Below are 24,655 nucleotides of genomic sequence, written 5' to 3' on the forward strand. Positions count from 1 at the left end.
CCAAATGATCGATCCGGACAAGCTCAACCGTCTGCGCGAGAAATACAGCGGCAGCGGCGGCGCCGACATCCACTCGCCGGAATTCCAGCGCGTCGCCGCCCTGCAGTTCTCCGCGGGGGGACGACGGACCCAGCCCTTCGCCGGGGTGTCGACCCTGCTCGATGCGCCGTACCGGCCGGATGCCCCCGAACTGCCGGACTTCGGCGGGCTGGAGCTGGCGCTGATCGGCGTGCCGATGGATCTGGGGGTGACCAACCGTGCCGGCGCCCGCTTCGGCCCGCGCGCCCTGCGGACGATCGAGCGGATCGGCCCCTACGAGCATGTGCTGCGGATGGTTCCGTCGGCGGCTTGCCGGCTGGCCGACGTCGGCGACGTGCCGCTGTCCAGCCGCTTCAGCCTGGAGGCCTGCCACCGCGACATCGAGAGCTTCTATGGGAAGGTGATGGATGCCGGGGTGATCCCGCTGTCGGTCGGCGGCGACCATTCGATCAGCCAGTCGATCCTGAAGGCAGTGGGGCGGGAACGGCCGGTCGGCATGATCCATTTCGACGCCCATTGCGATACCGGCGGCCCTTACGAGGGCTCCAAGTTCCACCATGGCGGCCCGTTCCGCCAAGCGGTTCTGGACGGCGTTCTCGACCCGGAACGCACGGTGCAGATCGGCATCCGCGGCAGCACCGAGTTCCTCTGGGAGTTTTCCTATGACTCCGGCATGACGGTGATCCATGCCGAGGAGATGGCGCAGCGCGGCATTCCCGCGGTGATCGAGCAGGCCCGCCGGGTGGTCGGCGACGGGCCGGTCTATGTCTCGTTCGACGTGGACTGCCTCGACCCGGTGTTCGCTCCGGGCACCGGCACGCCGGAAGTCGGCGGGCTGACCACGCGGGAAGCGGTCGAACTCCTGCGCGGGCTGGCTGGCCTGGACGTCGTCGGCGGCGACGTGGTGGAGGTGGCGCCCCAATACGACGCCAACACCACCACCGCCCTGGCCGGCGCGCAGATGCTGTTCGAGATCCTGTGCCTCGCCGCCATGGCGCTCGACCGGCGGCGGGGCTGAGCCGGCGGACGTCGAGCCGGGCCGGCGTGACAGTGGAAATTGCCTGTTCAAATCGGCCCGGCTTTCGGGAAAACTCCATTCCGCCAAGGAGGCCCGAATGTACATTCCCCCTGCGTTCCGCGAAACCGACCTGCCGTTCATCCAGGAGACGATGCGGGCCGCCGGGCTCGCCAATCTGGTGACGGCCACCGCCGACGGATTGCTCTGCACGCCGCTACCCTTGTTCCTCGACGCCGGCGAAGGGGAGATGGGCACGCTCTACGGACACGTGGCGAAGGCCAACCCGCACTGGAAAGCGGAGCCGGTGGGCGAGGCCTTGGCGATCTTCATGGGACCGGACGCCTATGTCACCCCGTCCTGGTACGAGGGCAAGGCGCTCGACGGAAAGGTCGTTCCGACCTGGAACTACGTGGCGATCCACAGCTACGGCCCGGTGGAGTTCTTTCACGAGGCCGACCGGCTTCTTTCGGTCGTCACCCGCCTGACCGATCGTCACGAGTCGTCGCGGTCCCGACCCTGGGCCGTCGGCGATGCCCCTGCCGATTTCATCCAGGCGCAGTTGCGGGGCATCGTCGGCGTGAGGCTGCCCATCACCCGCATCGATGCCAAGCGGAAGATGAGCCAGAACCGCAAGGCGGAGGACAGGGCGGCGGTGAAGGAGGGACTCTCGGCAAGCGCCGACGCCGGGGACCGCCAAGCCGCCGCCTTGATCCCTGTGTGACTTGATCCGGGTTTGACGCCGGTCCGCACCGTCGGTGTCGGGCGCGAGGGCGCGGTGGAGGGGGACCGGTCAACCGCGGTCCGGCAATCCGCCCGGCTTGCGCGGATGGCCGCTGACCAGGGCATGGGCGGCCTGCCCGGCATCCTCGAACCAGCTGGCGTCGCGATGCACCAGCGAGGCGGAAAAGGCGCCGTCGAGCAGCAGCAGGATCCGGCGCGCGAGGGCCTGGGGGCTTTCGAAACCGGCGAGCTCCAGCTCGCCGGCGAGCCATGAGGCGAAGGCGCTCTTGTGGCGTGCGCCGATCTTCACCGCGGGATGGCCCGGCAGGGCGGCCAGTTCGGCCGTCGTGCGCAGGAAGCCGCAGCCCTTCCATTTCGGGTGGCGCGCGCTGCGCGCGAGGCCGGCGAAGATGGCGGCCACCTTTTCCCCGGCCCCGCCCTCGGCCCCGGCGAACCAGCTCGCCATCTGCTTCAGGTTGGGCTGGTCGCGCGCGTCGAGATAGGCGGCGACGAGTTCGTCCTTGCTCTCGAAATGATAGTAGAGCGTGCGCTTGGTGACGCCCGCCTTCTCGGCGACGGCATCGACGCTGACGCGGCCGATCCCCTCCGCATAGAAGAGCTTGGAGGCGGCCTGGACGATCCGGCCGCGGGTGTCCGCGTATCGTGGCATGGCGACGAAAGTATACCGTACAGTGAGTATACTCAAGCGGCCCCGGCGGCCATCCTGAACTCCTCACCGACGAACTCACCGAGGAAGGAAAAGCCGATCATGACCGAGTGTGTCCTGAAGCAGGTCGACGGGGCGGTCGCGACGCTGACGCTCAACCGTCCGGAAAAGCTCAATGCCCTGAATTACGAGACCATCGACACCCTGCTCGCCGCCCTCGACGGGATCGAGGACGACGGCCGGGTGCGCGGGGTGATCCTCACCGGAACGGGGCGTGCCTTCTCCGCCGGCGGCGACATCCCCGAATTCTCGGGCTCCGTGGCCCGGAGCCCGGAGGCCGCGCTCCGTGACTTCGTGGCGCGCGGCCAGCGGCTCACCGCCCGCATCGAGGCGTTCCGCAAGCCCATCCTGGTGGCGGTCAACGGCCTCGCCTATGGCGGCGGCTGCGAAGTGACGGAAGCGGCCCCGCTCGCCATCGCCAGCGACCGCGCCGTCTTCGCCAAACCCGAGATCCGCCTGGGCATGCCCCCGACCTTCGGCGGCACCCAGCGCCTGTCGCGGCTGGCCGGGCGCAAGCGCGCCATGCAGCTGCTGCTCACCGGCGAGACCTTTTCACCGGACCGGGCGCTGGAGCTGGGGCTCGTCAATGCGGTCGTTCCGCACGAGGAACTGCTGCCGGCGGCGCGGGCGCTGCTGGAGCGCATCCTCGTCCATTCCCCGCTCGCCGTCGCCACCATCCTCACCGCGGTCACCAGGGGCCTCAATCTGCCGATCACCGAAGGTCTGCTGGTGGAGGCCGAGCAGTTCGCCCGGATGGCGCCGACCGCCGACCTGCGCGAGGGGCTCGATTCCTGGATCGCCCGGCGGCATCCCATTTATCCCGGCACCTGGTCCTCCGTCGTCGGGAGCTGACCGATGGAAGGCCATACCAGCTTCACCAGGCAGACCCTCGACGCGTTCCGGGCCGCCGACCGTCCCGGGCCGGTGCACATGCTCAATCTCATCCGCCTGCGGGAGTGGGCCGTCTATGAGGACGGCCAGGATGCCGCCGGGCGGGCCGTCACCGGTCTCGAGGCCTATCAGGCCTACGGCCGGCTGAGCGCACCGGTTCTGGCCGAGCTCGGCGGGCGCATCCTGTGGCGCGGAGGGTTCGAGCTTTCGCTGGTCGGGCCGCCGGATGCCGTATGGGACATCGCCTTCATCGCCGAATATCCGAGCCCGGCGGCGTTCGTGGCGATGCTCCGCGACCCGCGCTACCGCGAGGCGATGGCGCACCGGCAGGCGGGCGTCGCCGACAGCCGGCTCATCCGCTGCTCCGCCTTGCCGCCCGGAACCGGCTTCGCCGGCTGACCGGATCAGAACAGCGGAAGCTGGATCTTTCCACCGTCGTCGGCGTGGCGCCGCGCCGCCAGGACGGCAGCCTCCTGGGCTCCGCCCTGGCTGCGCGCCCGCCCGCTGGCGATCTGCTCGCCGGCCACGGTCACCACCCATGTCCAGCAATCCGGGCGCCAAGTCACGGCGAGCTCGCAGCCATGGATGCGGGTGACGGCGTGACGAACGGACCAAAGCGGGGACTGGTGCATCGAGGCCTCAATGAAGCGTGATCGGTATCCGGCATCCGACGCAGGGTCGCGACGCCGCGCGTTTCCGCAGTGCCGGCTGGCTTGGGTCGGGAAAGGCGATCCCGGGAAAGTCGAAGCAGTCGCTTCAGGCAGGGTCGTCGGCGGGAGCCGCAGCCAGGGCGCCAGGGGCGCCTTGCCGATTGTCCTGGAGGTTTGCCGGAATCGCCATCGTCTCCGAGAAGCTTTCGACCGCGGGACCGAGCTTGAGCAGCGGTGCCTGTCCGTACCAGCTTTCCGCCTGTTCGGCAATCGGACCGACAGTCAGTGTCGGCAGTGCCACCCCTTTCCCGCCCACGACCCTCTCGAACCACGATCCCGAGCCGTCGTCGCGGGATCGAAGCCGGAGCATCGCTCCCCGCGAAGGCGGCCGTTCCAGGGACATGGAGCGGCACCGGCGGCAATGGAGAAGGGGATCTGGGAAACATTGAAATTGTTGAAATTTTTCCGAATTGGCCGCTGTGGCCGCGACACCCCCATGCCGGTTGCATTTTGCCGTTGGCGTCGTGTTTTGGTATTGCCCCGACCGAAATAATGGATTAGGCACTGAGCAATATTGCTATCTTCGATTGGTTGGAAAATTATGCGCGCCAGAACCTGCAATGGTACCGCCCATCGCCGCCGACGGCTGTTGTCCGGCCTGCCGGAAGCGGTTGCCCTGGTGTCCGGAGGCGTCGGGATCAGTCTGGCGATGGCGGGATCAGCGCAGGCCCAGTCCCAGTCGGTTACGATATCGGCGAACCGGAGCTCGACCTACACGATCGCTCCGGGGATCACGGACCTTACGATCGCCGACGGGGTGACGGCGAACGCGACGTCCGGCGCCGTCATTCTGGGAAACGGCACGACGACGGCCGGTGCCACCGTGACCAATCTCGGAATGATCGGGAATAGTTCCCCCGAGCCCGCCACCGGTATCCAGTTTCAGAACAGCGGCACGGTCATCAACAGCGGTTACATATTCGCAACCAGCGGCATCGTGCTCGAGCAGGGCGGTTACGTCGAAAACACCGGGACGATGGGGGGGAACTCCGCGAACGCTGTCGGTGTTCGGCTTCAGAATGGTGGCACCGTCATCAACCGAGGATTGTCGAATCAGATTCTGAATGGAATCCTGCTCGACCAGGGCGGCTATGTCGAGAATTCCGGAACGCTCACCTCTGCGAACGGGGTGACCGTTCGGATCGGCGGTGCGGGAACCTTCGTGAATTCCGGCTCGCTGCTTTCGTCGAACGACAGCGGCGTCTCGATGGGCGGCGCGGGCGTGGTGACCAACGACAGCTACCTTGAGGCCGCGGTCACCGGCGTCGTCCTGGACGCCGGCGGGACCGTGACCAATAGCGGGCGCCTCATCGGCGGGACCACCGGCGTCGTTTTGAGCGCCGGCGGGACGGTGATCAATCACGGTACGATCACCAATCGGAACGGCAACCCCTTTACCGGCGTCAGCCTGAGTGCCGGCGGGACGGTGGTCAATTACGGCACGATCAAGGGGGCGAATGGCGGGAGCGCCGTCCAGTTCAGCGCGACCGGCGGCACGCTGAAGCTGGAGACCGGCTCCGTCCTGATCGGCACGGTCGTCGGGGGCGGCAACGGTTCCCTTGTCCTTGAAGGGACGGGCACCCTGCCGAACACGGTCACCGGGATGGCGGACCTGAGCATGGCCGGCACGTCCTGGACGCTTTCGGGCTCGGCCACCGCCGCCAGCACCACGCTGCAGTCGGGCAGCCTGCTGGTGACGGGCGCGCTGATCTCGTCGGGCGGCGTCCAGGTCGGCAGCGGCGCCACTCTCGGCGGTGCCGCCGGGACCGTCACCGGCGACGTCACGGTCCAGTCCGGGGGAACGCTCCGGCCCGGAAGTTCGGGGGCGCCCGGCACCCTGACCATCACGGGGAACTACACCCAGCAGAGCGGCGGCACGCTGGCGATCGCCAACACCGCCACCACCTCGTCCACGGTCGCGGTCACGGGGACGGCGACGCTGAACGGGGCGCTGTCCCTCGCGTCCGACGCAGGGACCTACACCAACAAGAACTTCGTCATCCTCACCGCGGGCAACGGGGTCACGGGATCGTTCAGTTCGGTCACCGACAGCCAGGCCGACGTCACGCCGACGGTCACCTTCGACACGGCGAACAACCGGCTCCAGGTGGTGCTGAACACCGTCTCCCCGTCACCACCGCCCCCGCCATCTCCTCCGTCACCACCGCCGCCTCCGCCTCCTCCGGTGGTGGTGTCCCCGCCGGTGTCGCCGCCTCCGCCTCCGGTGGTGGTGTCGCCGTCTCCACCGCCGCCGCCCCCGCCTGGGGTCATCGACGGCAGCCAGCCCAGCTTCGGCAATTCCGACAGCGTTCTGCAGTCCAACCCGCTCGTCTTCGCCGGCGGCACGCTCAAGCCCACATCCCCGCTGCTTCTGTCCCAGCCGCTCACGATCATGGCGAACGGCGGCTTCATCACGCCCAACCGCAGCTCCGTGACGCTGACCGGCCCGGTAAGCGGCAGCGGCACCCTGACGGTCTCGGGCGCCGGCACCGTCACCATCGGCGGCACGGTGTCGAACGGCGGCGGGCTGTCGGTGCGCGACGGCAGCACCCTCGCGCTTGACGGCGGCAGCCAGGTCAGCGCTCCCATCCTTCTGGCCGGGGGCAGCACGGCGACCGTCGGCGGGACCGTCTCGGGGTCCCTGACGGTGGAGGGAAACAGCGGCCTCACCGTCGCCGGCGGCGGGACGGTCACCGGTGCGCTCACCGTCGCCAGCGGTTCGGCCACCGTGGGCGGCGTCGTCGCCGCGCCGGTCTCGGTTGCCGGCGGCGGATCGCTGACCGTGGTCCAGGGCGGCGGCGTCGGCGGCACGGTGACGGCCTCCGGCGGCAGCGTCCTGGTCGCCGCCAACGGTATCATCAACGGCGCCGTCACCGCCAGCAACGGCGCCGGCATCACGGTGGACGGCGCCATCATGGCCCCGGTCACCGTCAGCGGCTCCACTCTGACGGTCAACGGCGGCGGCGGCACCGGTGCCGTCACCGTCGGCGGCGGCGGTTCGGTCACCGTCAACGGCACCGTTTCCGGTTCGGTGACGGCCGCGTCGGGCTCGGCGCTGGGGGGTGGCGGCACCATCCTCGGCGATGCGGCCGTCGCCGGCACGCTGTCGCCCGGCAACTCGCCGGGCGTGCTGACGGTGGGCGGGTCGGTGACGCTGGCCGGCACCAGCGTCTATCGGGCCGAGATCGACGGCCCGACCGCCGGGACCGGCGCCGGCCATCACGACCGCGTGGCGGTCCAGGGCGGCTTCACCGCCGCCGGCACGCTGACCCCGGTCCTGCGCGGGATCGGCGGCGACGCCTCCAACGGTTACACCGCCACGCTTGGCCGCAGCTACGCCATCGTCACCGCGGCCGGCGGCGTCCTGGGCGCTTTCGACCGCCTGGTGCAGCCGGCGGAGGGGCTGGCCGCCAATACCCGGTTCGACGTGCTGTACGACGCCGACTCCATCCGGCTGACGGTGACGCCGGACCGCTACGCCGCCATGCCCGGCGCCACCCGCAACCGATCGGCGGTCGGGTCGGCGGTGGACGCGATCCGGCCTGCCGCCGGCATGCGGCTGTCGGGACCCCTGACGCCGCTGTTCAGCGGCCTCTACGGGCTGGATGCGGACGGCACCGCCGGGGCGCTCGACCGACTGTCGGGCAGGCTGCATGCCGATACGCTGGCCGCCGACCTCGCCAACCGCCGGCTGATGGGGCAGGTGGTGGCGGGCCGCTTGGCCTCGATGCGCGGCGAGGCGGTCCCGACGGGCGGCATCAGCCTGGGCGGCGGCAGCGGCAATGCCGTGGCCGTCGGCGTGTCCGGCACGGAGCGGCCGGCCGGCAATGGTGGCGGCGGCGTGTGGGGCCTGCCGTTGGCCGCCTATGGCCGGACCGGTTCCGACGGCAATGCCGGCGGACGCAGCGAGCGAATCGGCGGCTTCCTGGTCGGGGCGGATCATGCCTATGAGGGCGGCGTCACGGCGGGGCTGGCCATCGGCTATCTGCGCAACCGGCTGTCGGCGCAGGACGGGCTGGGCAAGGCGACGGTCGACAGCTATCAGGCGACGCTCTACGGCAGCTGGGAGGTGATGGGATATCCCGGCCCCTATGTCGAGGGCGGGCTGGGCTATGGCTACACCCGCTATGACAGCGACCGTTCGCTGTCCTTCGGCGGCTTCTCCCAGGCGGCGACCGCCAAGGCGGGTGGGCATGATCTGTCCGCCGAGCTGGCGGCCGGGCACCGGATGGCGCTGGGTGACGAGGCCTGGATCGAGCCGCGCGCCGGCTTGCGGGTGGACCGGATCACCCGCGCTGCCTTCGACGAGGAAGGCGGGGCCGCGGCATTGGGCGTGGACGCGGCTGCCTGGACCAGCCTGCGGAGCACCATCGGCTTGCGGGGCGGCACCAGCCTGACGGTGGGGGGCTGGACGTTGCGGCCCGAGGCGTCTCTGGCCTGGGGCCATGATTTCGCCGACGTGACGGCGACCACCACCAACCGGCTGGCCGGCGCGGCCTTCACGGCCGACGCCAGCAAACCGGGGCACGATGCGGCGCTGCTCGGCGCCGGGGTCGGCTTCGCATTGAAGGATGGCGTGAACGCCGGCGTCTCCGTGCAGGACGAACTGCGCGACCGTGGAAACAGCCTTTCCGTCAGCGCCGGGCTGAAATGGAGGTTGTGAGGGCTGGTCCGGCGGTCCACCCGACGGCTTGCGGTCATGCCGGGAGGCGCAGGGCCTGGCCGTCGGCCGGACCCGGCCGGGCCTCGCCGTCCGCCGGGACTTCCTGCACGAGGAGGCTGCGGCGGGTGACGACCAGCCAGACCGGATAGCCGAGCAAGGCCAGGGTCAGCGCCTGCTTCAGCCACATCTGGGTCGGCCTGTAGAACCAGCCGCCGTAGAAATGCAGCCCCAGCCCGGCCACGGCGAGCCCGAGCAGGAGCGGCACCGCTCCGGCCCGCGGCCGGCGATGCTCCAGCAGGGCCGCCAGGCTGGTCAGCACCGCGATGCCGAGATAGGATCCTTCCTCGGTCCGCGGGTTGAACAGGACCAGATACCAAGCGCCCAGCATCAGCGTGACCATCACCCCGGTCGCGCGGTCGCGCGGTCGAGCCGGCGCGCTCCGGCCCAGGCGATCCCGGCCACCAGCAGGGCCCCGGCGAGCCGCAACCCCGTCATGATGGCGTAGGCCGGCTGCATCCCGGTCTCGGCCAGTAGGCGCGTCAGGTCGAACCAGCGGCCGCTGTCGGGCGCAGCCGCGGTGGCGAGCTTGCCGACCATCGCCGCATATTGCCCGGCGACATAGCCGGGATCGGGGTGCAGGAACGGCGCCAGCAGGGCGGCCAGAAGCCCGAGCGTCAGCGGCCGCCGCACGCCCGGCCGCAACAGCGCGAACAGCAGGGCCGGCACCAGGGCCAGGGGCTTCAGCGCCACCGCCAGCGCCAGCATCACCGCGCCGCGCCGGTCCCGTCCGCGCGCCAGATCGACCGCGGCATGCAGGACCACCGACATCATGATCAGTTCGCACTGGCAACGCAGGATGTTGATCGAGGCGGTGGGAATCGCCGCCACCAGCACCCATGCCGCCAGCCGGCGGCCCATGTCGGGATGCAGCAGCGCCGCCACCCGGTAGACCGCGCCCGAGAACGCCGCCACCATCACCAGCCGCCACAGCTGGTCCCCCACCCCGAGCGGCAGCGCCGCCAGCGGCCCGAGCAGGACCGCACTGGATGGGAAATAGAGGAAGCCGTGGATGCCCTGGGTGTAGACCGGCACCGACGACCACCAGTCGATCACCGCATCCCGGTAGATATGCGTGATCGGTCGCTCCGGCCGGACGACGGCGAGCACCGCCATCGCCGCCACGAACAGGCACCACACGCCCACCGCCCAGGCGCTGGCATCGCCACGCCGCGCCAATCCGCCGCGCGACAGGCGCGACAGAATAATTCCGTACGAATTCATAAGATTACCGGCTCCCAAGCCAATGCTTGGCAAGGTTCTTTAGCGGCCTTCCGGGGTTCCGGGAAATTAAATCAATTTCACGGAAAACAACGAAATGCGTCATCATCCCCGTGCATTGGGCGGGGAGGATGACACCATAGGTCAGGGGAGCGGGGCGTGGACCGTGACGGGGCTCGGAGGGGCGGCGAACCGAAGATGGTCTTGCCCGGGGAAGTCATTACGAGGTTTTCATGAAGACCGGATTGGCATGCCCGGCTCGCTTGACCTTGTCCGGTGATGGGAGTAGAGGGGCGGCATCGTCACCGCATGATCGCTCGCGCCGCGCTCCATCCCGGATCGGCGGCCCGACCGAGAAGGCAAGAGATGGACAGCCCCAGTAGTCGATCTACTCCCGCATTCCCGTCGATGCTGATCGCCGGCTGACCCGCCCCGCAGGTCCGCCCGCGGCCCGGCATCCTCGGGCCGATCAGAGGTGGACCATGGTGAAGCTCCTCACCAGTCTGATTGCCGTGCGCCGCCGCCCTGCCGGGCGCCGCTGCTTTTCCGTGACGGGCGACCTGCGCCCGCCAAGTCGCTGACCCCCATCCACTCCGCCTGAATTCCCCACCGGCGCTTTTCCTGCGCCGGACCGCTTCTATTTGCCGGCCGGCCCCATGCGGGGGCCGCGGGATGGTGTGTCATGGTCTGGATCAATACGAACATCTCGGTGAAGGCGGCCGACGCCGCGCCGAACCGGTGGGACGTCGTCGCCCTGCCGCTGGTCATCGGCCTGCTGGCGCTGCTCGCCGTCGGCGGTCACCAGATGGCCCTGCCGCTCGGCAGCGTCGAGGAGGTTCCAGTCACCCTCGACCCCTGGATGCTGCCGGAATACGCCCTGCGCTCGACCCTGCGGATGCTGGCGGCGATGGCGGCGTCGCTGGTCTTCACCTTCACCTACGCCACGCTGGCGGCCAAGAGCCGGCGGGCCGGCATGCTGCTCATCCCGGTGCTGGACGTGCTGCAGTCGGTGCCGGTGCTGGGATACATCTCCTTCACCGTCGTCTTCTTCCTGGGACTGTTCCCGGGCAGCGTCCTGGGGGCGGAGTGCGCGGCGATCTTCGCCATCTTCACCAGCCAGGCCTGGAACATGGCCTTCAGCTTCTACCAGTCGCTGCGCACGGTGCCGCGCGACCTCGACGAGGCGGCGACCGGCTTCGGCTTTTCCGGCTGGCAGCGCTTCTGGACGCTGGAGGCGCCCTATGCCGCCCCAGGTCTGGTGTGGAACATGATGATGTCGATGTCCGGCGGCTGGTTCTTCGTCGTCGCGTCGGAGGCGATCACCGTCGGCGACCGGACCATCACGCTGCCCGGCATCGGGTCCTATCTGGCGATGGCGATCGACGGGCGGCGGCTGGATGCCGTCGCCTGGGCGGTGCTGGCGATGCTTCTGGTCATCCTGGTCTACGACCAGCTGCTGTTCCGCCCGCTGGTCGCCTGGGCCGACAAGTTCCGGGTCGAGACGACCGGGGCGCAGGAGGTGCCGGACTCCTGGCTGCTCTTCCTGTTCCAGCGCACCCGCTTCTTCCGCGCCGCCTTCGCACCCTTCGGCCGGCTGCTCGACCGGCTGGCCTGGCTGCGCCTGTCGGCCGGCGGCAGGACCCGTGGACCGGCAGGCGGCTTCCGCGGGCTCGGAAAGCTGCTGGACCGGGCGCCGGCGCGGGCCGTCGACGGGCTGTGGTACCTGACCCTCGCCGCGGCCGCAGGCTGGGCCGGCTGGTCGATGATCGCCTTCGTCTCGACCGGTGCCGGCTGGGGCGATGTCGGCACCGCGCTGCTGCTGGGTGGGGCCACGCTGCTGCGGGTGATCGTGCTGATCCTGCTGGCGACCCTGGTCTGGGTGCCGCTGGGCGTCGTGATCGGGCTGCGTCCGCGGCTGGCGGAGAAGGTCCAGCCGGCGGCGCAGTTCCTTGCCGCCTTCCCGGCGAACCTGCTGTTCCCGGTGGCGGTTGTCACCATCCTGCGCTTCGACCTGAACCCCGACGTCTGGCTCAGCCCGCTGATGATCCTGGGCACCCAGTGGTACATCCTGTTCAACGTGGTGGCCGGCGCCACCGCCTTCCCCAGCGACCTGAAGGAGGCGGCGGCCAGCTTCCGCATCCGCGGCTGGCAGTGGTGGCGCGACGTCATGCTGCCGGGCGTCTTCCCCTATTACGTCACCGGGGCGGTCACCGCGTCGGGCGGGTCATGGAACGCCAGCATCGTGGCGGAGGCGGTGAACTGGGGCGACACCCGGCTGGCCGCCCACGGGCTGGGACGCTACATCGCCGAGGCCACCGCGGCCGGCGACTATCCGCGCATCGTGCTGGGCATCGCCGTCATGTCGCTGTTCGTCATCCTGTTCAACCGCCTGCTGTGGCGTCCGCTCTATGCGTTCGCCGAGCGCCGCCTGCGCCTCGCCTGAGGAGGACCCCCGCCATGCTGAACACCCGCAACACCACCCTCTTCGAGCTGAGCGGCGTCCGTCAGGCCTATGCCAAGCCGTCGGGGCAGGATTACGTCGTGCTCGACGACGTCGCCCTGACCTTGCGCGACGGCGAGATCGTCGGGCTGCTCGGCCGCTCCGGGTCCGGCAAGTCGACGCTGCTGCGGATCGTCGCCGGGCTGGTCAAGCCGACCGGCGGTTCCGTCCGCCACCATGGCGAGCCGGTCGCCGGGCCGACCGACGGGGTGGCGATGGTTTTCCAGACCTTCGCCCTGTTTCCCTGGCTGACGGTGTGGGAGAACGTGATGGCCGGGCTGAAGGCCAAGGGCGTGCCCGCCCGGGAGGCCGAGGCGCGGACCGAGGAGGCCATCGACCTGATCGGCCTGTCCGGCTTCGAATCCGCCTATCCCAAGGAACTGTCGGGCGGCATGCGCCAGCGGGTCGGTTTCGCCCGCGCGCTGGTGGTCCATCCGGAAATCCTGCTGATGGACGAGCCCTTCTCGGCGCTCGACGTGCTGACGGCGGAGACGCTGCGCACCGACCTGCTCGATCTGTGGATGGAGCGGCGGCTGCCGATCAAGTCGATCCTGATGGTCACCCACAACATCGAGGAGGCGGTGCTGATGTGCGACCGCATCCTGGTCTTCTCGTCCAATCCCGGCCGGGTGGCGGCGGAGATCCGGGTCGACATTCCCCATCCCCGCAACCGCCTCGATCCCCAGTTCCGCGCCATGGTCGACGACATCTACGGCCGGATGACCGCGCGCAGGCCGCTGGTGGCGCCGTCGCCCTCCAGTCGGCAGCCGCCGGCCCATGCCGTGCCGTTGCAGCATGTCTCGACCAACCTGCTGGCCGGCCTGCTGGAGACGCTGGCCTCGCCGGCCTATCACGGGAAGGCGGATCTGCCGCATCTGGCGGCAGGGCTGCAGCACGAGATCGACGACCTCTTTCCCATCGCCGAGACGCTGCAGATGCTGGGTTTCGCCGAGGTGGCGGAGGGCGACATCCACCTGACCGAACCCGGCCGGCTGTTCGCCGAGTCCGGTCTGGAGGACCGCAAGCGGCTGTTCGCGGAGCATCTGATCCGCTATGTCCCGCTGGCCGCCCACATCCACGGCCTGCTGAAGGAATCGGCCGTCCAGCGCGTTCCGAGCAACCGCATCCAGGTCGAACTGGAGGCCTTCATGAGCGAATCCTATGCCGAGGAGACGCTGAAGGCGGTGACCAGCTGGGCACGCTACGCCGAGCTGTTCACCTATGACGACGAAACCGAGGCCTTCACCTTCGAGGATGCGGACTGATCACGCGGAGAAGCGGGCGGTCAGCCGATGGTCCCCACCGTCTGACAAACATGCTTCAGTTCGGTGAAATCGGCGAAGGCGTCGTAACCGTGCAGGCGGCCCAGCCCGCTCTGCCGGTAACCGCCGGTTTCCGCCTCGGCGAACAGGCGGTTGTGGTCGTTGATCCAGACGGTTCCGTTGCGCAATGCCCGGGCCACGCGCAGCGCCCGGGCGCCGTCGCGGGTCCAGACGCTGGCCGACAGGCCGAACACCGTGTTGTTGGCCTTGGCCACGGCCTCCGCCTCGGTCTCGAAGCGCTCCAGCACGACGAAGGGGCCGAAGATCTCGTCCTGGCAGAAGAAGGCGGACGGGTCGTCGTGCGCCACCAGCGACGGGGTGAGGAAGGACGCGGCGGCCGGGGCGTCCGCCGGCATGCCGCCGCGCAGCAGCACCTCGTCGCAGGCATCGAAGGCCCGCTCGACCTGGGCCTGCACCTGGTCGCGCGCCGGCCGGTCGATCAGCGGCCCCATCCGGATCGCCGGATCCAGCCCGTTGCCCACCGTCATCGCCGCCAGCGCCGCCCGCAGATGCGTCTTCATCGCGTCGAAAGCCGATGCATGGACCAGCACCCGGCGGGCGGCGGTGCATTGCTGGCCGGAGATGATGGTGGCGGCGGTGGCGATGCGCGCCGCCGTCTCCGCCGGATCGGCGTCGGGGAAGACGACGCAGCAGCTCTTGCCGCCCAGCTCCAGCGACAGCTTCTTCATGGTGTCCGCCGCCGCGACCATGATGCGCTTGCCGGTGGCGGTCGAGCCGGTGAAGCTGACCACGTCGACCAGCGGCGAATCGACCAGGCGGGCGGCGGCGGAATGGCCGGTTTCGCTGATCATGTTGCAGACGCCGCGGGGCAGGCCGGGAACCTCGGACAGGGCGCGCAGGAAGGCGGCGGTCAGCAGGGTGGTCTGCGCCGCCGGCTTGACCACGACGGTGCAGCCGCAGGCCAGCGCCGGGCCGATGGCCCGCGCCAGCAGCACCGCCGGTGCGTTCCACGGGATGATCAGCGCCGCCACCCCGGCCGGTTCGCGCAGCATGGTGGAGAGGACGCCCGGCTCGACCTCCAGCACATGGCCGGGGACATGGCGGGCCAGGCCGCCGTAGTAGCGGATTTCCGAAATGGCGCCGGCGATCTCTCCCCGCGACTGGGCGATGGCCTTGCCGTTCTCCAGCGTCAGCAGGCGGGCGAGATCCTCGGCCTGCGCGTCGAGCCGGTCGGCCCAGCCCAGCAGGACCGATTGGCGCAGCCGCGGGTTCTGCGCCCAGTCGGGCCGATTGAAGGCATCATGCGCGGCGGCGATGGCGGCCTCGGCCTCGGCGCGCCCGCCTTCGGCGGCATGGCCGACGACGCTGCCGTCGGCGGGATTGATGCTGGCGAAGCGACCGGTGCCGGGCACCCACGCGCCGTCGATCCACTGCCGGCTGTCCAGGTTGGTCACCGTTGTCCTCCCATCTCCGTTGGACGTTTTCGTTGCAAGGGGCGCGCGGCACTTGCGCGCTCTCCTTTCCACCGCCAGCTAATCCCCGGGGGTGGGGTCAAGGCCAATAGTCTGTTCTAATCAACAGGATCACTCCGCCTGATGGCTTTCGGCCGGAGCGCGGGCGGCGTCCAGATGCGCGCCGGGGCGGGCCGCCTCGATCAGGCGTTCGTTCATGGTTTCCATGAAGCGGACGGCGGCGAGGCTGAGCGGCCGCCGCGGGTGGTGGAGCCAGGCGAGCGTGCGCACGATCGTCGGCTCCACGATCGGCGTGGCCCGCAGGGTGCCGTCGGCCAAGCCGCGATGGACGGCGATGCTGGGCAGCACGGTGACCCAGTCGGTGCGCGCGACCAGTTCGGCGATGGAGATCAGGGTGTCGATCTCCAGCTGGGGTTTCAGGTCGATGCCCTGCGCCTCGGCGGCCTGTTCCAGCACCGCCCGCAGCCCGTGCCGCTTGGACGGGATGACCAGGCGGAACTGCGCGAGGTCGCTGAGGCGTACCGCGTCGGGCAAGGGAGGCGGCCGGTCGGCCCCGCTGACCAGCACCATCTCCTCGTTCAGGATGTCGGTGGTTTCCAGCGCCAGCCGCTTGCGCGGCCGGTTGATCACCGCGATGTCGAGCTGGCCGGAGGTCACCTGCTCCACGAAGGTGGCGGTGTAGCCGTCGGCGACGCTCAGCTCCACGCTGGGATACTGGTTGGAGAAGATCTCGATCGTCCGCGACAGCACCGACTGGGTGACCGAGGCGATCAGGCCGATGGAGACCTGGCCGGAGATGCGGCCGGCCAGATTGCCGATCTCCTGCTTGGCGGCGGCGATGTCGCGCAGGATCGGCAGGAACAGTCGGAACATGGTGCGGCCGGCCGCCGTCGGGATCATGCCCTGCGGGCTGCGCTCGAACAGCTTCTCGCCGAATTCGGCCTCGAGCTTGGCGATCTGCATGCTCAGCGCCGGCTGCACGACGTTCAGCCGCCGCGCCGCGCGGGTCACGTTGCCTTCCTCGTACAGGCACATGAAATACTGGAGCTGGCGCAGGTCCATCAAACGCTCCCGCCGGGTTGATCGGCAGGAGCCGGGCGGGCAGGGGAGCGGCCGGACCGGCGTGCGCTCTCCCCCCAGCGCCGCACCCGGCCGCTGTCCAGCTCGAACAGGTCCAGCACCCGGCCGACCGTGTGGTCGATCAGGTCGTCCAGCCCGTCGGGCTTGGCGTAGAAGGCGGGAACCGGCGGGGCGATGATCGCGCCCATCTCGGCCAGGGCGGTCATCGTGCGCAGGTGGCCGAGATGGAGCGGCGTCTCGCGGACCATCAGCACCAGCCGGCGCCGTTCCTTCAACACGACGTCGGCCGCCCGGCTCAGCAGGCCGGTTGTGGTGCCGCAGGCGATGTCGCTCATGCTGCGCATGGAGCAGGGCGCCACCACCATGCCCATCGTCCGGAACGACCCGGAGGAGATCGACGCCGCGATGTCGTCCGCCGGATGGGCGACGCTGGCGAGCGCGCGGACCTCGGCGATCTTCCAGTCGGTCTCCATGGCGATGGTGACTTCCGCCGAGCGGGTCAGCACCAGATGCGTCTCGATTTCCAGCGCCCGCAGGGTCTGCAGCATCCGGATACCGTACACCACACCCGACGCGCCGGAAATGCCGACGATCAGCCGCTGCGGCGCCGCGGGGCGCGGCCGCCCGTCCGGGCCTGTGCCGTGGTGCGGCGTGTCGGCGGACATCTCCATCGGTCGGCATCCTCAATCCCGGTCGGTCGCCGCCCGCAGGGTGGGGGCACGGCTTGCTGCCGGACTATGGTGGAACCGGATCGCCATCACAAATAATGATTGGGAATGCTGATCATCATAAAAACTGATGGCGGTGCGGTAGCATGGTGGAGGCCTGTTGCATCCGGGCATGGGTAATGATCCGGAAATCCATCAGTCAGGCAGGCGATCAAATCGGATGATCGGGCCGATGATTTTAAATTATTTGATTAGCGTTCCCAATCGCGCGACCTATGAAGCGGCGGAACGAGCACCGACGATCAGCCAATGCACGTTGAGGGAGTACAATCCTTGGTCGAAAATCAATCGAACGCCGGCGAATCCGGAGAATTCGAGCAGAGCGCGTCGGATCTTTTCCTGACCCAGCTCTCCGTGCATGGCGTCGATTACTTCTTCGCCAATGGCGGAACCGACTTTCCGCCGATCGCCGAGGCGTTCGCCCGGGCGGCGGAGACCGGCACGGCCGTTCCGCGCCCGATGGTGATCCCGCACGAGAATCTCGCGGTGTCGATGGCGCACGGGGTCTATATGACCACCGGTCGGCCGCAGGCGGTCATGGTGCATGTCAATGTCGGAACCGCCAACACCGTCAACGCGGTGCTGAACGCCAGCCGCGACGAGACCCCGGTGCTGCTGTTCGCCGGCCGTTCCCCCTACAGCGAAAGCGGCCGCCACGGCACCCGCACCCGCTACATCCACTGGGCGCAGGAGATGTTCGACCAGGGCGGCATGCTGCGCGAAGCGGTGAAGTGGGATTATGAACTCCATCTGCCCGAACAGGCCGGCGACATGGTGGCGCGCGCCTGGCAGGTGGCGATGACGGCGCCGCGTGGCCCGGTCTATGCCACGCTGCCGCGCGACGTGCTGGCCGACCCGATCCGGGTGTCCCGCCCCGATGCCGGTCGGCGTGCCGCACCGGCGGCTCCCCATCCGCAGCCGGACGACATCCGCACCCTGGCCGACTGGATCGCCGGGGCCGAGCGTCCGCTGATCGTCACCCAGGGGGCCGGGCGCACCCAGGCCGGCTTCGACGCGCTGGCGCGCCTGGCGGAGCGCTTCGCCCTGCCGGTGGTCTCCTTCCACCCGCGCTTCCTCAACATCGCCGCCGACCACCCGATGAATCTCGGCTCGCTGCCCGGCGGGCTGCTGGCCCAGGCCGATCTGGTGATCGCGCTGGACGCCGACGTGCCCTGGATCCCGGCATTGGAATCGCCGCCGGCGGGCTGCCGGGTGGTGCATGTCGCGACCGATCCCGCCTACACCCGCTATCCGATGCGCAGCTTTCCCGCCGACCTCTGCGTCGCCGGAGAGACCGCCGACGTTCTGACGGCCGTCGAGGACTTGCTCGACCGCCACGAGCGGCTGGACCGCAAGAGCGTCGCCGCCCGCGGCGAGGCGTTGCGGGTGCAGTCGCAGGCACTCGCCGGCAAGCGGGTATCGGCCGACGCGGTGCCGTCCGACGGCCGCATCGGCCCGGAATGGCTCAGCGCCTGCATCGGCGAGGCGGTCGGTCCCGACGCGATCGTCGTCAACGAATATCCGCTGCGGCTGGACCATTGCCCGCAGACCCGCAGCGGCACCTATTTCGGCCTCAGCGCCGCCGGCGGGCTCGGCTGGGGGTTGGGGGCGGCGCTGGGAGCCAAGCTGGCCAACCCGGACCGGCTGGTGGTGGCGACGCTGGGCGACGGCGCCTACATGTTCGCCAACCCGACGGCCTCCCACTGGGTCGGCGAGGCCCATGACCTGCCGGTGCTGACCGTCGTCTTCAACAACCAGCTCTATGGCGCGGTGCGCAACGCCACCATGGCGATGTACAAGACCGGCGTCGCCGCGCGCAGCGGCGGGCGCATGCTGGCCGACCTCAGCCCGTCGCCGGCCTTCGAGAAGCTGGTGGAGGCGAGCGGCGGCGTCGGCTTCCGGGTCGAGCGGCCGGAAGAGCTGCGCGACGCCCTGCGCCGCGCGGTGGCGGTGGTGACCCAGGAGCGCCGCCAGGCGCTGGTCAACGTGCTGTGCGACTACTGATGTCGGCGCGCGATCCAGCCATCGAGGCGGCGACCGCCCAGATCGCCCCGGCACCATCCTCCGCTCCGGCTGCAAAGGCCGGCGCGGGGTGGGGCAGCGGCGGGTTGAGCAGCGAGGCGGCGCGGCTGCGCCGCCGCTTCCCCACCGTCGCCGATCTCGCGGCGCAGGCCCGGCGGCGGACGCCGCGCTTCGCCTATGAGTTCGTCGCCGGCGGGGTGGGGGACGATCATGGGCTGGCGCGCAACCGTCAGGCGCTCGACGCCGTCGAGATCGTGCCGCGCTACGGCATCGACCTGCGGGGCGTGTCGACCGAAACCACGCTGTTCGGCCGCGGCTATGCCCTGCCGGTCGGGGTGGCGCCGATGGGGCTGGCCGGCCTGCTGTGGCCGGACGCCGACGAGGCGATCGCCGCGGCGGCCCAGCGCGCCCGCATCCCCTATGTGATGTCGACGGTCGCCAACAGCTCGATCGAGCGCATCGCCCGCATCGCGCCGGACGTGTTCTGGTACCAGCTCTACAATGTGCCGGAAAACGACCACGCGGTGTCGCTCGACCTGATCCGCCGGGCGCAGGCGGCGGGCGCCCATGCGCTGGTGCTGACCATGGACGTGCCGGTCCGCTCCAAGCGGGTGCGCGACGTGCGCAACGGTCTCGTCGTGCCGTTCCGCCCGACCCTGCGGACGGCATGGGACGTGGCGCGGGCGCCGCTGTGGGCGTTGGCGATGCTGCGGCGCGGCCAGCCGCGCTTCTTCAATTTCGAACCCTATCTGGGTCCGGAGGCCAGCACCGGCGACCTCGCCGGCTTCGTCTACCAGAAGATGACCGGCCCGCTGACCTGGGAGTCGGTCGCCCGTTTCCGCGACGTCTGGCGCGGTCCACTGATCGTCAAGGGCATCCTGCATCCCGACGATGCCGACAAGGCGGTGTCGCTGGGGGCCGACGGCATCCTGGTCTCCAACCACGGCGGCCGCCAATTCGACGCGGCTCCGGCGACCATCGACGCCCTGCCGCCGATCGAGGAGCGGGTGCGCGGCCGTGCCACCGTGATGGTCGACGGCGCCATGGTCTCCGGCCTCGACCTGCTGCGCGCCCGCAGGCGGGGAGCCGCCGCGGCCTTCGCCGGCCGTGCCTTCCTGATGGCCTATGCCGCCGCCGGCGCCGACGGGCTGGACCATGTCGTCCGCCTGTTCACCGACGAATTCCGGACCGCCCTCATCCAGAGCGGAACCCTGCTTCAAGACCCCCTGCCATCGCGTCCCGGTGCGCCCGCGCCATAGCGCACCTGCACCGTAACGCACTGGCGACGGGGCCGACCGCGTCGGCCCCGGCACGCACCCACATGCCCGCAAAAGACCCAGGCAACGGGCGGGCCTTGCCACACCGGGAGGACATTCGCCATGGACGCCAACTGGACCGCCATGTCGCTCGCCATCGTCTACATCCTGGCGATGGGCGTCATCAGCTATGCCGCCAAGCGCTTCGCCAACACCGCGCACAACTTCACCTCCGGCGGCACCACCTATCCGGCGCTGCTGGTGGGCTTCCTGCTGATGTCGGAGTTCATCGGCACCACCGCCAGCGTCGGCACCGCCCAGGCCGCCTACAACTGGGGCATCTCGGCGGCGTGGAACCTCGCGGCGCTGGGCATCGGCTTCGTGTTCTACGCCTTCCTGTTCGCCCGCAAGTTCAAGGATCTGGGCGAGAACACCATCTCCGGCGTGATGGCGAAGACCTACGGCAAGGGGACGAAGCTCGCCACCAGCATCATCATGATCGCGGCGCTGCAGATCGTCGCCATCTCCGTCTACGCCAGCGGCGGCGCCGTGCTGGCCGGGCTGCTGAAGATCGACCGGGCGACCGCCATCGTCATCACCGGGATGGTCGCCGCGCTCTATGTCAGCATGGGGGGCATGCGGTCGGTCATCTACACCAACGTGATGCACGCGATCGTCAAATACATCGGCATCCTCGTCGCCACCGCCTTCGCCCTGTCGCAGGTCGGCGGCATGGGGGAACTGCAGGCCCGCCTGCCGGCCGAGATGTTCGAGGTCGGCAATGCCGGGTGGCCGCAGATCTTCGCCTGGATCCTGGCGGGAACCGGCGCCGTCTTCTCCACCCAGTATGTGCTGCAGGCGATCAGCACCGTCGACAACGCCGCCAAGGCGCAGCGGGCCAGCCTCTACACCGCCCTGCTGCTGGTGCCCTTCGGGCTGGCGGCTGCGCTGTGCGGCATGTGCGCGTCGCTGATGTTCCCGAAGATCAACGCGCTCCAGGCCTTTCCGATGATCGTGTCGCAGATGGACAGCCTGATGGCCGCGGTGGTGGTCGCCGGCCTCGCCGGCTCGCTGTTCGGGACGATCTCCGCCATCAGCATCGGCACGGCGACCCTGCTCTACAAGGATTTCTACCTTCCGGCGGTTCACAAGACCGACGCGGTCACGGCCGCCGACTCCCGGGCGCTGATGTTCGTGCGGATCGCGTCGACCGTCGTCTGCCTGCTGCCGATCCCGCTCGCCATCTTCGCCCCCGACGTGCTGAAGGTCACCTTCCTGGCGAAGTCGCTGCGCCTGACCCTGGCCGTGCTGGTCCTCTTCATCTTCTACGCACCGCGGTTCGGCACGCCGAAGGGGGCCCTCACCAGCATCCTGCTGTCGCTGGTGCTGACCATCGGCTGGTATCTGGCCGGCGATCCCTACGGCATCGACAACGCCTATGTCGCCCTGGTCATCCCGCTGATCGTGATGAGCGTCAGCCACCTGCCGCGCCTGACGTCCTCCTCCCGGACGATGCGGGACACCGCTTGAGCCAAGGCCGCGCCCGCCCTCTCGCCCGCATCGTCGCACCGTCCATTCCAAGGCAGACAGCCATGAGCAACCACGCCATAGACCGTTTCCCCACGCCGGCTCCGGTGTCGTCTCCGGTCCCGGAAACGCGGAGTGCCGCCTGCAGCCTGCGCGGCTGGCTCGACCGGCTGGAGGCGACCAACCGCCTGACGGTGATGCGGCCGGGCGTCGGGCTGGTGCACCAGCTCGCCGCCGTCGCCAAGCGCCTGGACGGGACGACCGCCACCCTGTTCCCCCACCCCGACGGCCATTCCGGCACGGTGGTGTCGGGCCTGGTGTCCGACCGGGCCTGGATGGCGGAGGCGCTGGGGGTGCCGGGGGACGAACTGATCGCCCATTGCCAGCGCGCCGCCGCCGACCCCCTGCCCTGGCGCGAGGTGGCGGAGGCGCCGGTTCAGGAAATCGTCCATCGCGGTCCCATCGACCTGACCCGGCTGCTGCCGATCCCGACCCACAACGAGCATGACAGCGGTCCCTACATCTCCGCCGGGCTGACCATCGCCCGCGATCCGGAGACGGGGATTCAGAACGTTTCGATCCACCGCTGCCAGATCAACGGGCCGGACCGCATCGGCATCCTGCTGCTGCCGCGCCACACCGACCATTTCTACCGCAAGGCGGAAGCGAAGGGCGAGGCGCTGGAGATCGCGCTGGTGATCGGCGTCGATCCGGCGACGCTGCTGGCGTCCCAGGCCATCGTGCCGGTCGGCCAGGACGAGTTGGAGATCGCCGGGGCGCTGCGCGGCGAGCCGCTGGACGTCGTGCGCTGCAAGACCAACCGCGTGCGCGTCCCGGCCGAGGCCGAGATCGTCATCGAAGGCCGGCTGCTGCCGCAGGTGCGCGAGGCGGAGGGGCCGTTCGGCGAATTCCCGCAATATTACGGCGAGCGGGCCGACCGCCACGTGATCCAGGTCGACGCGGTGACCCACCGCGTCCGTCCGCTCTTCCACACCATCGTCGGCGGCGGGCTGGAGCATCTGCTGCTGGGCGCCATCCCGCGCGAGGCGACGATCCTGGCGACGCTCCAGCGCAACTTCCCCAACGTTCAGGACGTCCATCTGTCGCTGGGCGGGGTCGGCCGCTACCATCTGGTGGTGAAGCTGCGTCAGACCCAGCATGGCGAGGCGAAGAACGTCCTGCTCGGCGCCTTCGCCGCGCATTACGACATCAAGCATGCGGTGGTGGTCGATCCCGACGTCGACATCCACAATGCGCGCGAGGTCGAATGGGCCGTCGCCACCCGCTTCCAGGCCGACCGCGATCTGGTGGTGGTGGGCAACAGCCAGTGCTCCAGGCTCGATCCCTCGACCGACGAGGGGCTGGGGGCGAAATGGGGCATCGACGCCACCATCCCGATCGGCTCGCCCGAGATGAAGTTCAAGCGCATCCGCGTTCCGGGCGAGGAGTCCGTCGATCTCGACCGGCTGGCCGCTCCCGGCGCCGATTGGCGCGCGGTGATCGAATGAGGGGCTGGCGGCCGATCCGGATGGTTCCGGAACGCCGCCGGCCCCCGCATCTCCCTCACTGGGGTCGGGCCGCTGTCTTCGGGCAGTGGACCGGCCCTTCTTTTTGGCGGCTCTTTCCCAGGTGCCGGCAGCCATGCATCCGCCGGATCCGGTCCGATGGATCTGGTAATGGCGTCCGCCGACGATTAGCTTGTAAAGCAAACCATCGAAGATCATCCCGGCAGCCGCTGGCTGCGGGCGGGTAGGAAGGGACCGGACGCCATGTCGAAAGCGATGCGCATCCATCAGGGAAGCTTCGGCCGCGTCGCCCTGCTGGACATGGACAATGCGCTGATCCATCACGCGCATCCCCATTGCCATGTGCTGATCAAGGCGTCCGGCGCCGACACCCGCTTCGCGGTGGGGGACCAGCTCTATCCGCTGCGCGACGACACCGCGGTGCTGGTCAACAGCTGGGAGGCCCATTCCTATGCCCACCAGCCGGGCGCCCCGCGCACCGTGATCCTGGCGCTCTATATCGAGCCGCGCTGGCTCGGCGCCATGCAGCGGGAACTCAACGCCAGCGGCAATCCCGGATTCTTCGCGCAGTCCTGCGGCGAGCTGACCCCCTACATCCGCCGGCTGGCCAACCGCATGGCGGCGGAGTTGCTGTATGACGACCCGTCGGGCGAGCGGATGGAGGAGGCGCTGTTCGACCTGATGATCGCCATCATCGACCGCTTCTCCGAATGGCGGAGGCTGGGCGGGACGCGCTACGCCGCCCCGGCGGCCGGCGATTTCCGCATCCGTCAGGCCATCCGTTTCATGAGCGGGACGCTGGGCGAGGAATTCGACGCCGGTCGGGTCGCCGCCGCCGCCGGCCTGTCGCGCGCCCATATGTTCCGGCTGTTCCAGCAGACCATGGCGATCACCCCGGCACTCTATTTCAACGTGCTGCGGATGGAGGCGGCCATCGACGCCATGGCTGCCGGGCTGGAGAGCGCGACCGAGGTGTCCGGCCGGCTCGGCTTTTCGGCGCCCAGCCATTTCAGCCGCTTCTTCCGCAACCACCAGGGCGTCACGCCCACCGAATACCGCCGCGTCGTCAACCTGCTCGACCGGCCCGGTATAGGAAGGCTTGGAGCAGGGCGGCTGGAAGTCGGCCATGCGTGAAAATGAGACGCTAGGGTAAATCGCGACACTCCACGGTAAAAGCTTTGCGGGGCGAACGGTCTAGTCTTCTCCGGTAACCGG

Annotated in this window: 20 protein-coding genes; 12 read left to right on the forward strand and 8 right to left on the reverse strand. The window is 69.6% G+C overall.

Annotated features, from left to right (window positions below):
- Window positions 1-4 precede the first annotated feature (4 nt).
- A complete protein-coding gene (gene speB / locus JHL17_RS36435; protein ID WP_200199552.1) occupies window positions 5-1,057 on the forward strand; it encodes an agmatinase in 1,053 nt (350 codons plus the stop codon).
- 97 nt (window positions 1,058-1,154) lie between these two features.
- On the forward strand, window positions 1,155-1,778 hold the full coding sequence (locus JHL17_RS36440; RefSeq protein ID WP_200199553.1) for an FMN-binding negative transcriptional regulator: 624 nt from the start codon (window positions 1,155-1,157) through the stop codon (window positions 1,776-1,778).
- 69 nt (window positions 1,779-1,847) lie between these two features.
- Here JHL17_RS36440 and JHL17_RS36445 read toward each other — a convergent pair whose 3' ends face one another.
- Window positions 1,848-2,447 carry a TetR/AcrR family transcriptional regulator gene (locus JHL17_RS36445; protein ID WP_200199554.1) on the reverse strand — a complete coding sequence of 200 codons (600 nt, stop codon included), beginning with the start codon at window positions 2,445-2,447 and terminating at the stop codon, window positions 1,848-1,850.
- Window positions 2,448-2,546: 99 nt separating this feature from the next.
- On the opposite strand from JHL17_RS36445, the gene JHL17_RS36450 reads away from it, so the two are divergent.
- Together JHL17_RS36450 and JHL17_RS36455 are read left to right on the forward strand one after the other, a co-directional pair.
- A complete protein-coding gene (locus JHL17_RS36450) occupies window positions 2,547-3,356 on the forward strand; it encodes a crotonase/enoyl-CoA hydratase family protein (RefSeq protein WP_200199555.1) in 810 nt (269 codons plus the stop codon).
- A gap of 3 nt (window positions 3,357-3,359) precedes the next feature.
- Window positions 3,360-3,794 (forward strand): DUF1330 domain-containing protein, encoded by a 435-nt coding sequence (locus JHL17_RS36455; RefSeq protein WP_200199556.1) that lies wholly within the window; start codon window positions 3,360-3,362, stop codon window positions 3,792-3,794.
- Between the two features lie 5 nt (window positions 3,795-3,799).
- Here the strand turns inward: JHL17_RS36455 and JHL17_RS36460 are convergent, their stop codons facing one another.
- A complete protein-coding gene (locus JHL17_RS36460; RefSeq protein ID WP_200199557.1) occupies window positions 3,800-4,027 on the reverse strand; it encodes a hypothetical protein in 228 nt (75 codons plus the stop codon).
- 124 nt (window positions 4,028-4,151) lie between these two features.
- Window positions 4,152-4,448, reverse strand: coding sequence for a hypothetical protein (locus JHL17_RS36465; protein ID WP_200199558.1), 297 nt, complete (start codon window positions 4,446-4,448; stop codon window positions 4,152-4,154).
- 702 nt (window positions 4,449-5,150) lie between these two features.
- Between JHL17_RS36465 and JHL17_RS36470 the strand changes: the two genes are divergently transcribed.
- Window positions 5,151-8,768, forward strand: coding sequence for an autotransporter outer membrane beta-barrel domain-containing protein (locus tag JHL17_RS36470; protein ID WP_200199559.1), 3,618 nt, complete (start codon window positions 5,151-5,153; stop codon window positions 8,766-8,768).
- A gap of 34 nt (window positions 8,769-8,802) precedes the next feature.
- Here JHL17_RS36470 and JHL17_RS36475 read toward each other — a convergent pair whose 3' ends face one another.
- Entirely contained in the window at window positions 8,803-9,168 is a 366-nt protein-coding gene (locus tag JHL17_RS36475; RefSeq protein WP_200199560.1) for a hypothetical protein, read from the reverse strand.
- Entirely contained in the window at window positions 9,168-10,049 is an 882-nt protein-coding gene (locus tag JHL17_RS36480; RefSeq protein WP_200199561.1) for a glycosyltransferase 87 family protein, read from the reverse strand. Before JHL17_RS36480 ends, JHL17_RS36475 begins: the two co-directional genes overlap by 1 nt.
- Before the next feature lie 679 nt (window positions 10,050-10,728).
- Between JHL17_RS36480 and JHL17_RS36485 the strand changes: the two genes are divergently transcribed.
- Complete coding sequence (locus tag JHL17_RS36485; RefSeq protein WP_200199562.1) at window positions 10,729-12,489, forward strand: ABC transporter permease; 1,761 nt, start codon at window positions 10,729-10,731, stop codon at window positions 12,487-12,489.
- Between the two features lie 14 nt (window positions 12,490-12,503).
- Complete coding sequence (locus JHL17_RS36490; protein ID WP_200199563.1) at window positions 12,504-13,811, forward strand: ABC transporter ATP-binding protein; 1,308 nt, start codon at window positions 12,504-12,506, stop codon at window positions 13,809-13,811.
- 20 nt (window positions 13,812-13,831) lie between these two features.
- Here the strand turns inward: JHL17_RS36490 and JHL17_RS36495 are convergent, their stop codons facing one another.
- From JHL17_RS36495 to JHL17_RS36505, 3 genes are all read right to left on the reverse strand, one after another.
- A complete protein-coding gene (locus JHL17_RS36495; RefSeq protein WP_200199564.1) occupies window positions 13,832-15,283 on the reverse strand; it encodes an aldehyde dehydrogenase family protein in 1,452 nt (483 codons plus the stop codon).
- Between the two features lie 129 nt (window positions 15,284-15,412).
- Window positions 15,413-16,363 (reverse strand): LysR family transcriptional regulator, encoded by a 951-nt coding sequence (locus JHL17_RS36500; RefSeq protein WP_200199565.1) that lies wholly within the window; start codon window positions 16,361-16,363, stop codon window positions 15,413-15,415.
- Window positions 16,363-17,046: a UbiX family flavin prenyltransferase gene (locus tag JHL17_RS36505; RefSeq protein ID WP_425599679.1), complete on the reverse strand. Its 684-nt coding sequence runs from the start codon at window positions 17,044-17,046 to the stop codon at window positions 16,363-16,365. Before JHL17_RS36505 ends, JHL17_RS36500 begins: the two co-directional genes overlap by 1 nt.
- A 336-nt stretch (window positions 17,047-17,382) precedes the next feature.
- Between JHL17_RS36505 and JHL17_RS36510 the strand changes: the two genes are divergently transcribed.
- The 5 genes from JHL17_RS36510 (at window position 17,383) to JHL17_RS36530 (ending at window position 24,574) form a co-directional block, all read left to right on the forward strand.
- Window positions 17,383-19,113, forward strand: a complete 1,731-nt coding sequence (locus JHL17_RS36510; protein ID WP_247894091.1) for a thiamine pyrophosphate-requiring protein — start codon at window positions 17,383-17,385, stop codon at window positions 19,111-19,113.
- The gene (locus tag JHL17_RS36515; RefSeq protein ID WP_247894092.1) at window positions 19,113-20,390 is read left to right on the forward strand and encodes an alpha-hydroxy acid oxidase; all 1,278 of its coding nucleotides are present in this window, start codon (window positions 19,113-19,115) and stop codon (window positions 20,388-20,390) included. The genes JHL17_RS36510 and JHL17_RS36515 overlap by 1 nt, the downstream gene beginning before the upstream one ends.
- A gap of 120 nt (window positions 20,391-20,510) precedes the next feature.
- Complete coding sequence (locus JHL17_RS36520; RefSeq protein WP_200199568.1) at window positions 20,511-21,917, forward strand: sodium:solute symporter family protein; 1,407 nt, start codon at window positions 20,511-20,513, stop codon at window positions 21,915-21,917.
- Between the two features lie 62 nt (window positions 21,918-21,979).
- Window positions 21,980-23,422, forward strand: a complete 1,443-nt coding sequence (locus tag JHL17_RS36525; protein ID WP_211113708.1) for a UbiD family decarboxylase — start codon at window positions 21,980-21,982, stop codon at window positions 23,420-23,422.
- 261 nt (window positions 23,423-23,683) lie between these two features.
- Window positions 23,684-24,574, forward strand: a complete 891-nt coding sequence (locus tag JHL17_RS36530; protein WP_200199569.1) for a helix-turn-helix domain-containing protein — start codon at window positions 23,684-23,686, stop codon at window positions 24,572-24,574.
- Window positions 24,575-24,655 lie beyond the last annotated feature (81 nt).

It is taken from the genome of Azospirillum endophyticum, from assembly GCF_016595245.1.
Lineage (GTDB): Bacteria > Pseudomonadota > Alphaproteobacteria > Azospirillales > Azospirillaceae > Azospirillum > Azospirillum endophyticum.

Excerpts from the sequence above, each read along its gene's own strand:
- JHL17_RS36500 (WP_200199565.1), bottom strand. The coding sequence starts at position 16,363 with ATGGACCTGCGCCAGCTCCAGTATTTCATGTGCCTGTACGAGGAAGGC.
- JHL17_RS36520 (WP_200199568.1), top strand. The coding sequence starts at position 20,511 with ATGGACGCCAACTGGACCGCCATGTCGCTCGCCATCGTCTACATCCTG.
- JHL17_RS36505 (WP_425599679.1), bottom strand. The coding sequence starts at position 17,046 with ATGTCCGCCGACACGCCGCACCACGGCACAGGCCCGGACGGGCGGCCG.
- JHL17_RS36450 (WP_200199555.1), top strand. The coding sequence starts at position 2,547 with ATGACCGAGTGTGTCCTGAAGCAGGTCGACGGGGCGGTCGCGACGCTG.
- JHL17_RS36455 (WP_200199556.1), top strand. The coding sequence starts at position 3,360 with ATGGAAGGCCATACCAGCTTCACCAGGCAGACCCTCGACGCGTTCCGG.
- JHL17_RS36445 (WP_200199554.1), bottom strand. The coding sequence starts at position 2,447 with ATGCCACGATACGCGGACACCCGCGGCCGGATCGTCCAGGCCGCCTCC.
- JHL17_RS36440 (WP_200199553.1), top strand. The coding sequence starts at position 1,155 with ATGTACATTCCCCCTGCGTTCCGCGAAACCGACCTGCCGTTCATCCAG.
- JHL17_RS36525 (WP_211113708.1), top strand. The coding sequence starts at position 21,980 with ATGAGCAACCACGCCATAGACCGTTTCCCCACGCCGGCTCCGGTGTCG.
- JHL17_RS36475 (WP_200199560.1), bottom strand. The coding sequence starts at position 9,168 with ATGGTCACGCTGATGCTGGGCGCTTGGTATCTGGTCCTGTTCAACCCG.
- JHL17_RS36480 (WP_200199561.1), bottom strand. The coding sequence starts at position 10,049 with ATGAATTCGTACGGAATTATTCTGTCGCGCCTGTCGCGCGGCGGATTG.
- JHL17_RS36515 (WP_247894092.1), top strand. The coding sequence starts at position 19,113 with ATGTCGGCGCGCGATCCAGCCATCGAGGCGGCGACCGCCCAGATCGCC.
- JHL17_RS36485 (WP_200199562.1), top strand. The coding sequence starts at position 10,729 with ATGGTCTGGATCAATACGAACATCTCGGTGAAGGCGGCCGACGCCGCG.
- JHL17_RS36465 (WP_200199558.1), bottom strand. The coding sequence starts at position 4,448 with ATGTCCCTGGAACGGCCGCCTTCGCGGGGAGCGATGCTCCGGCTTCGA.
- speB (WP_200199552.1), top strand. The coding sequence starts at position 5 with ATGATCGATCCGGACAAGCTCAACCGTCTGCGCGAGAAATACAGCGGC.
- JHL17_RS36530 (WP_200199569.1), top strand. The coding sequence starts at position 23,684 with ATGTCGAAAGCGATGCGCATCCATCAGGGAAGCTTCGGCCGCGTCGCC.
- JHL17_RS36460 (WP_200199557.1), bottom strand. The coding sequence starts at position 4,027 with ATGCACCAGTCCCCGCTTTGGTCCGTTCGTCACGCCGTCACCCGCATC.
- JHL17_RS36490 (WP_200199563.1), top strand. The coding sequence starts at position 12,504 with ATGCTGAACACCCGCAACACCACCCTCTTCGAGCTGAGCGGCGTCCGT.